At 72.3% G+C, this 7,137-nt stretch carries 6 protein-coding genes; 2 read left to right on the forward strand and 4 right to left on the reverse strand.

Features of this window, described 5'->3' with window-relative positions; genetic code table 11:
• Nucleotides 1–447: 447 nt before the first annotated feature.
• Both ABT245_RS42755 and ABT245_RS42760 read right to left on the reverse strand, forming a co-directional pair.
• A complete protein-coding gene (locus ABT245_RS42755) occupies nucleotides 448–921 on the reverse strand; it encodes a DUF3017 domain-containing protein (protein WP_351745618.1) in 474 nt (157 codons plus the stop codon).
• Nucleotides 911–1,765 (reverse strand): bifunctional methylenetetrahydrofolate dehydrogenase/methenyltetrahydrofolate cyclohydrolase, encoded by an 855-nt coding sequence (locus ABT245_RS42760; RefSeq protein WP_351745621.1) that lies wholly within the window; start codon nucleotides 1,763–1,765, stop codon nucleotides 911–913. Before ABT245_RS42760 ends, ABT245_RS42755 begins: the two co-directional genes overlap by 11 nt.
• A 255-nt stretch (nucleotides 1,766–2,020) precedes the next feature.
• On the opposite strand from ABT245_RS42760, the gene ABT245_RS42765 reads away from it, so the two are divergent.
• Complete coding sequence (locus ABT245_RS42765) at nucleotides 2,021–2,692, forward strand: RDD family protein (RefSeq protein ID WP_351745624.1); 672 nt, start codon at nucleotides 2,021–2,023, stop codon at nucleotides 2,690–2,692.
• A 1,036-nt stretch (nucleotides 2,693–3,728) separates the two neighbouring features.
• On the opposite strand, the gene purH is transcribed toward ABT245_RS42765, so the two are convergent.
• Nucleotides 3,729–5,303, reverse strand: a complete 1,575-nt coding sequence (gene purH / locus ABT245_RS42770; RefSeq protein WP_351745626.1) for a bifunctional phosphoribosylaminoimidazolecarboxamide formyltransferase/IMP cyclohydrolase — start codon at nucleotides 5,301–5,303, stop codon at nucleotides 3,729–3,731.
• Nucleotides 5,300–5,929, reverse strand: a complete 630-nt coding sequence (purN, locus tag ABT245_RS42775) for a phosphoribosylglycinamide formyltransferase (protein WP_351745629.1) — start codon at nucleotides 5,927–5,929, stop codon at nucleotides 5,300–5,302. Before purN ends, purH begins: the two co-directional genes overlap by 4 nt.
• A 286-nt stretch (nucleotides 5,930–6,215) precedes the next feature.
• On the opposite strand from purN, the gene ABT245_RS42780 reads away from it, so the two are divergent.
• Entirely contained in the window at nucleotides 6,216–7,049 is an 834-nt protein-coding gene (locus ABT245_RS42780) for a hypothetical protein (protein WP_351745632.1), read from the forward strand.
• Nucleotides 7,050–7,137: the final 88 nt, after the last annotated feature.

The raw sequence follows: 7,137 nt of genomic DNA on the forward strand, positions 1-7,137 counted from the left end.
GATCGCAGTTCCGTGGGAGGGGGCGCACGGGAGCATCGGATCCGTTGCGCATGCACCGTTGCACGCCGCCCGGCACCCGGTCCACCGGAGCGTCGCGATGGGCCACGTTAGCCCGGCTCTGCGGGTGCTTTCCGAAGTATCCCCGAACTTGTCGGGACATCGGCACACTCCGCACGCGGTGGTGACCTCGCACGTCACGGGCGCGGTCGGGGCACCCGCGGGCCGCTTCTTGTCGCAGGGCACGGACTCCGTACCGGAACGGTCACTTCCGTGCCACAGCGTCCGGACAGGCGTTGAACAGGCCACTCGTGGCACGGGAGGGTGGAGACACGACGGCGGCCCGTCTCCCCTCGGGGGAGGGGACGGGCCGCCGTCCGCCCGCGAGCACACCGGGCCCGGCCGAGCAGCGACCGGCCCGGTGGACCTGCCCCTTCCGGCAACTCGGGCCTACTGGCTCAGCGTGAAGTGCAGGGTGTCCTTCAGGAACGGGATCTCCAGCCACGGCCTGGGCTGGGCCATCATCGCCAGCAGGACGATCGCGAGCCCCAGCACGCCATAGGTGGCGATGTCCGTGAAGCGCGAGCGCACCGCGAGCATGCCGACGCCGGGCAGGGCCCAGCGCAGCACCGCCCCGGCCAGTAAGGCGGCGCCGATCAGCAGCGTCCCGTACCGGACCACGTCGAGGGCGGTCAGCAGCAGGCCCAGGGCGACCGCGGACAGCACGACGAGCAACGGCCACTGGCGGGCCGGCGCCGGCAGATCGCCGGACGCGGCCCGGCCGCCGCCCTCGGGGCGCGCGGTGTCCCTGGTGAACAGCGGGAAGCGGCGCGTGGCCCGCTTGGGGCGCCCCGCGGCATCGGGCGCGCTGATCGCGTCGCGGACCCTCGTCTCCGCGTCCGAGTGGGTGTTCTCAGCCGGCACTGCGCTCCGCCGCCTCGACCACGTTGACGAGCAGCTGCGCGCGGGTCATCGGGCCCACGCCGCCCGGGTTCGGGGAGATCCACCCGGCCACCTCGGCGACGCCGGGGTGGACATCGCCGACGATCTTGCCGTCGGCGCTGCGCGAGACGCCCACGTCCAGGACCGCGGCGCCCGGCTTGACGTCCTCGGGCCGGATCAGATGGGCGGAACCGGCCGCCGCGACGATGATGTCCGCGCGCCGGAGGTGGGAGGACAGATCACGGGTGCCGGTGTGGCACTGGGTGACGGTGGCGTTCTCGCTGCGCCGGGTGAGCAGCAGGGGCATCGGACGGCCGATGGTCACGCCGCGGCCGACGACCACCACCTCGGCGCCCTTGATCTCCACGCCGTAGCGGCGCAGCAGGGTCAGCACGCCGCTCGGGGTGCAGGGCAGCGGGGCGGGCTCGTTCAGGACGAGACGGCCCAGGTTCATCGGGTGCAGGCCGTCCGCGTCCTTGTCCGGGTCCATCAGCTCCAGGATGCGGTTCTCGTCGATGCCCTTGGGCAGCGGCAGCTGGACGATGTAGCCGGTGCAGGCGGGGTCCTCGTTCAACTCGCGGACCACCGCCTCGATCTCCTCCTGTGTCGCCGTGCCCGGCAGCTCGCGCTGGATGGAGGCGATGCCCACCTGGGCGCAGTCCCGGTGCTTGCCTGCGACGTACTTCTGGCTGCCGGGGTCGTCCCCGACCAGGATCGTGCCGAGGCCGGGCGTGATGCCCTTCTCCTTGAGCGCCGCCACGCGGGCGGTCAGATCGGACTTGATCGCGGCTGCGGTGGCCTTGCCATCGAGAATCTGGGCGGTCATGCCCCCCATCCTCCCGGATGACCGCCCCCTGGTTCCAATCCGGGGCCGTCCGCTCCCCCGGATCCCGATTCGTCCAAGATCGCCGATGTTGCACTTGCACAACGCCTGTCCCATGCGGCTGGACAAGGACTTGTCCCAGCTATAACGATGAATGGCGCAGTACCGCGGTCCGTGTTGGGGGGCAAACCGCTCATACTCTGACGTTCCTCCGCGCCATCCGCGTCGTCCCCGCAGTACAACGGAGGAAATCCCGCCATGAGTTTCGGCTCCCCCCAAAGCCCCTACGGTTCGCCGCAGGATCCCCAGCAGGGTTACGGCTACCCGCAGCAGCCGGGTCCGCCCGGTCAGCCCGGCTACGGCTACCCGCAGGCCCCGGGCATCCCGCCGCAGCAGGGCTACGGCTATCCGCAGCAGCCCGGCTACCCGGGCGGTGGCGCGGGACCGCGCGTCGCGTCGATGGGCCGCCGGTTCGGCGCCCGCGTGATCGACAGCGTGATCCTGTCCATCATCTACTTCGTCTTCGCCGCCATCGGCGTCGCCGGCTCCCTCAGCTCGGCGAAGGACTGCGACCCGAACGCGGCGGACTACAACAGCTGCATCAACAGCGCGGGTTCGGACTTCGCGGCCAGTTTCGGCGCCGTCGTCGGCGTCCTGGCCATCGCCGGTCTGCTCTACGAGTGGCTGATGACCGGTCTGGTGGGCGCGACCCTCGGCAAGCTCGCCGTCGGCCTGCGCGTGGTGAAGGCCGACACCGGCCAGAAGCCCGGTCTGGGCTCGGCGTTCATCCGCTGGATCATCCCGATGGTCGGCAGCTTCGCCTGCGGCATCGGCCAGCTGATCGTGTACCTGTCCCCGTTCTGGGACAAGTCCGGCCGCCAGCAGGGCTGGCACGACAAGGCCGCGAGCACGATGGTCGTCCAGAACTGACCCGTCGCGGGACGCGACCGCGTCCGCACGCCGACCACAGCCAAGGGCCGTGTCCACCCGGGCAGGGGGACACGGCCCTGGTATGTCCCGCTGCCCCACACGGAACCGCAACTTCGCCACCAGGCACGAAGAACCCGCACCTGCCGCCCGAACTGCCGGACACACGACGGTAGATCGCGCGCACCTGCCGCTCCCGCACGCATCCCGACCACCACGGCCTCAGCACGCCGACGGCCACCGGCCCCCCGACCGACAAGGGCACCGCCGCACTCCGCTCCGCACGGCCGAGGGCATACCGGCGCCCGATCGCCGCCCCGCCCTCGGGAGGGCGAGCGACGCCGACACGGACAGCGCCCGCGAGCGCCGTCCTGCTGCGACTGCAAGCCCGACGGCAGCCGAGACCGCGCCGGTGCCGGTCGAGGGGGCTCAGCCGGTCCGGCCTCAGGGGCGCGGGGAACTGCGCGAACACCCCCCACGAGCCGCAGCCGCCGACGAACCGCAACCCGCCCCTACGGTCCGCCACCCCCGCGACACACCGTGCCCGCCGGACCACCGCACCCCCGGGACACCGCAACCGCCGGGCCACCGGGAGCGCCGGGCCACCGCAACGCCCGCAACCACCGCACCCCGGGACCGCCGGGCCACCGCGCCCCTCCCAGGAACACAGCGACCCCCGAACCACCAGCACCCCCGGAACACCGCAACGCCGCGACCACCGCGAGCCCAGGAACACAGCGACCCCCGAGCCACCAGGACCGCCGGGACAGCGCAACGCCGCGACCACCGCGAGCCCAGGAACACAGCGACCCCCGAGCCACCAGGACCGCCGGGACAGCGCAACGCCGCGACCACCGCACCCCAGGGCCCCGGGACGCCGGGCCACCGCGCCCCCTCCCAGGAACACAGCGACCCCCGAGCCGCCAGGACCGCCGGGACAGCGCAACGCCCGCGACCACCGCGAGCCCGGGAGCACCGCGACCCCCGGGTCACCGGGACCTCCGGGACCGGCAGGCCCCCGGGACGGACGAGGTGGGGGTCAGTGGAAGAAGTGGCGTGTTCCGGTGAAGTACATGGTGACGCCGGCCTTCTTCGCGGCCTCCACGACCAGTTCGTCGCGGACCGAGCCACCGGGCTGGACGACCGCCCGGACACCGGCCGCGGTGAGGATCTCCAGGCCGTCCGGGAAGGGGAAGAACGCGTCGGAGGCGGCGTACGAGCCCTGGGCACGCTCGGCACCGGCCCGCTCGACGGCCAGCTTCGCCGAGTCGACCCGGTTGACCTGGCCCATGCCGACGCCCACCGAGGCCCCGTCCTTGGCGAGCAGGATGGCGTTGGACTTGACCGCCCGGCAGGACTTCCAGGCGAAGGCCAGCTCCCGCAGTTCCCCGGCGGTAAGGGACTCACCGGTCGCCAGCGTCCAGTTGGCCGGGTCGTCGCCCTCGGCCTGGAGCCGGTCGGCGGACTGGAGCAGCACACCGCCGTCGATCGGCTTGGCCTCCACCCGGTTGCACGGGCCGTCCGCGGCCCTGAGCACCCGGATGTTCTTCTTCTTGGCAAGGGCCTCCAGGGCCCCCTCCTCGTAGTCGGGCGCGACGATGACCTCGGTGAAGATCTCGGCGACCTGCTCCGCCATCTCCTTGCTGACCGGCCGGTTCACGGCGATCACACCGCCGAACGCGGACAGCGGGTCGCAGGCGTGCGCCTTGCGGTGCGCCTCGGCGACGTCCGCGCCGATCGCGATGCCGCACGGGTTGGCGTGCTTGATGATCGCGACGCACGGCTCGTCGTGGTCGTACGCGGCACGGCGGGCGGCATCCGTGTCCGTGTAGTTGTTGTACGACATCTCCTTGCCGTGCAGTTGCTCGGCCCGCGCCAGACCGCCGCCGGTGCCGTCGACGTAGAGGGCCGCGGGCTGGTGCGGGTTCTCGCCGTAGCGCAGGGTGTCGGCGCGCTCCCAGGTGGCGCCGAGGAAGTCGGGGAAGCCCGACGCGTCGACCGGCGCGTACTCGCTCGCGAACCAGCTCGCGACCGCCACGTCGTAGGCCGCCGTGTGCTGGAACGCCTCAGCGGCCAGCCGCTTGCGGGTGACGAGGTCGAAGCCCCCGTCCCGCACGGCGGCGAGGACGTCGGCGTACCGCTCCGGGCTGGTGACGACGGCCACGGACGGGTGGTTCTTGGCGGCGGCCCGCACCATGGACGGCCCGCCGATGTCGATCTGCTCGACGCACTCGTCGGGCGAGGCCCCGGAGGCGACGGTCTCGCGGAACGGGTACAGGTTGACGACGACGAGGTCGAACGGTTCGACGCCCAGCTCGGCCAGCTGCTGCCGGTGGCTCTCCAGCCGCAGGTCGGCGAGGACGCCCGCGTGGACCCTGGGGTGCAGGGTCTTGACCCGGCCGTCCAGGCACTCGGGGAATCCGGTGAGTTCCTCGACCTTGGTGACGGGCACGCCGGCGGCGGCGATCCGCCCGGCGGTGGAACCGGTGGAGACGAGTTCGACGCCGGCCTCGTGCAGCCCGCGCGCGAGCTCTTCGAGCCCGGTCTTGTCGTAGACGCTGACGAGCGCGCGCCGGATCGGCCGCTTACCGCTCTCGATGCTCTCGGCGGTCACTGGATAACTACCTTTCGTCCCTCAATGCGATGGCCGTGGCGGGCGAGCCGGCCGACGACCTCGACGAGCAGCCTTCGCTCGACTTCCTTGATGCGCTCGTGCAGCGCACTCTCGTCGTCCTCGTCCCGGACCTCGACCACGCCCTGGGCGATGATCGGTCCGGTGTCGACGCCGTCGTCGACGAAGTGGACGGTGCAACCGGTGACCCTGACGCCGTACGCGAGCGCGTCCCGTACGCCGTGGGCCCCGGGAAAGCTGGGCAGCAGGGCGGGATGCGTGTTGACGAAGCGTCCGCCGTACCGCGCGAGGAACTCCTTGCCGACGATCTTCATGAACCCGGCGGAGACCACGAGATCGGGCCGGTGGGCGGCGACGGCCTCGGCGAGCGCGGCGTCCCACTCCTCGCGGGTGGCGTAGTCCTTGACCCGGCACACGAAGGTCGGTACCCCGGCCCGCTCGGCCCGGGCCAGGCCCTCGATGCCGTCACGGTCGGCGCCGACGGCCACGATCCGCGCGCCGTATGCGTCGGCGCCCCTGGTCGCGATCTCGTCGAGCAGCGCCTGCAGATTGCTGCCGGATCCGGAGACCAGCACGACGAGGCGCTTGACCTCGGGCTTGGCGGCCACGGTGGGGCCCTTTCTCGGGGAATGGCTTCGGTACGACGGCCGCACCCGTACGACGTTTTGTACATTCGTACGATTGCTTCGCGCCCCGGGATACGGGGAACCCTACGAAGCAGTCGGCCGTCAGCAACGATACCGGCATACGGGAAGGCCCCCACGGGACGGGGGCATGGCCGGAAGGTAGCGTCTGGACGGGAGCGGTTCGGGAACGCTGTCGTCGTGCGGTGCGTTGCCGAAGTGTCAGCTCACATGAGACATCTGTGATCACCTAGGGGAAGACGCTCAGTTGATGCCGGACCGCAGTCTGCGACTCCTCACGATCCCCCCGCAGTCGGTGCAGGGAGGGGAGCGTGGCGCCGTGTTGGTGCGGGAGCGCCCGGCCTCACCGCCCGACGCGCCCTCGGGCGGACAGAACGGGGACGAGCGGGGCGGCGCAGCACAGGACGACAACCCGTTCGCGCCGCCGCCGGAGGGTACGCCGGACCGTCCGTGGCAGCCGCGGCGGCCCAAGGGCGGGGACGACGACTCCTCCCCGGACGAGAACGGCACCCCGCAGCAGCCCTCCCCCTGGGGCAGCCAGTGGAGCGACCGGCAGCCGGGCCGCTCCTCCGGCGGCTTCGGCGAGCGCCCCGGCGCCGGTCCGCAGGGCCCGGGTGGCGGCGCCCCCGGGCCCGGCCTGCGCTGGGACCCCACGGACCCGGCCCAGCGGCGCGCCCGCTACGCCCTGCTGTGCGGGATGTGGGCCTTCTTCTTCGCCCTGTTCAGCTGGCCGTACGTGGCCCTGCTGCTGGGTGCGCTGGCCCTGTACTGGGGCATCACCGCGCTGCGCGCCAAGCCGCGCACCCCGGACCCGGACCGTCCCGCTCCCGCGCAACCCGACCGCCCGCAACCCGGCCGCCCGCAGACCGGCCGTCCGACCGGCCGTCCGCAGACCGCGGCGGCGGTCAGCGGCCTGGTGACCGCGGCGCTGGCCCTCAGCCTGGTCGCCGCGGCGTTCACGGCCCAGCTGGTCTACCGCGACTACTACACCTGCGTGAACGACGCCCTGACCAACCAGGCCAAGCAGTCCTGCAACCATCTGCTCCCCCAGGAACTCCGGACCCTCCTGGGCACCAACACCTGACAGTGAGGATTGACCATGGCATCGCCCGGGGGTCTGACTCTTCACCTGACTGGCGCTTCGGTTGTCCTTCTGGGGAATCGTCGGCCTG

The sequence above is a fragment of the Streptomyces sp. NPDC001508 genome (genome assembly GCF_040298665.1).
Classification (GTDB): domain Bacteria; phylum Actinomycetota; class Actinomycetes; order Streptomycetales; family Streptomycetaceae; genus Streptomyces.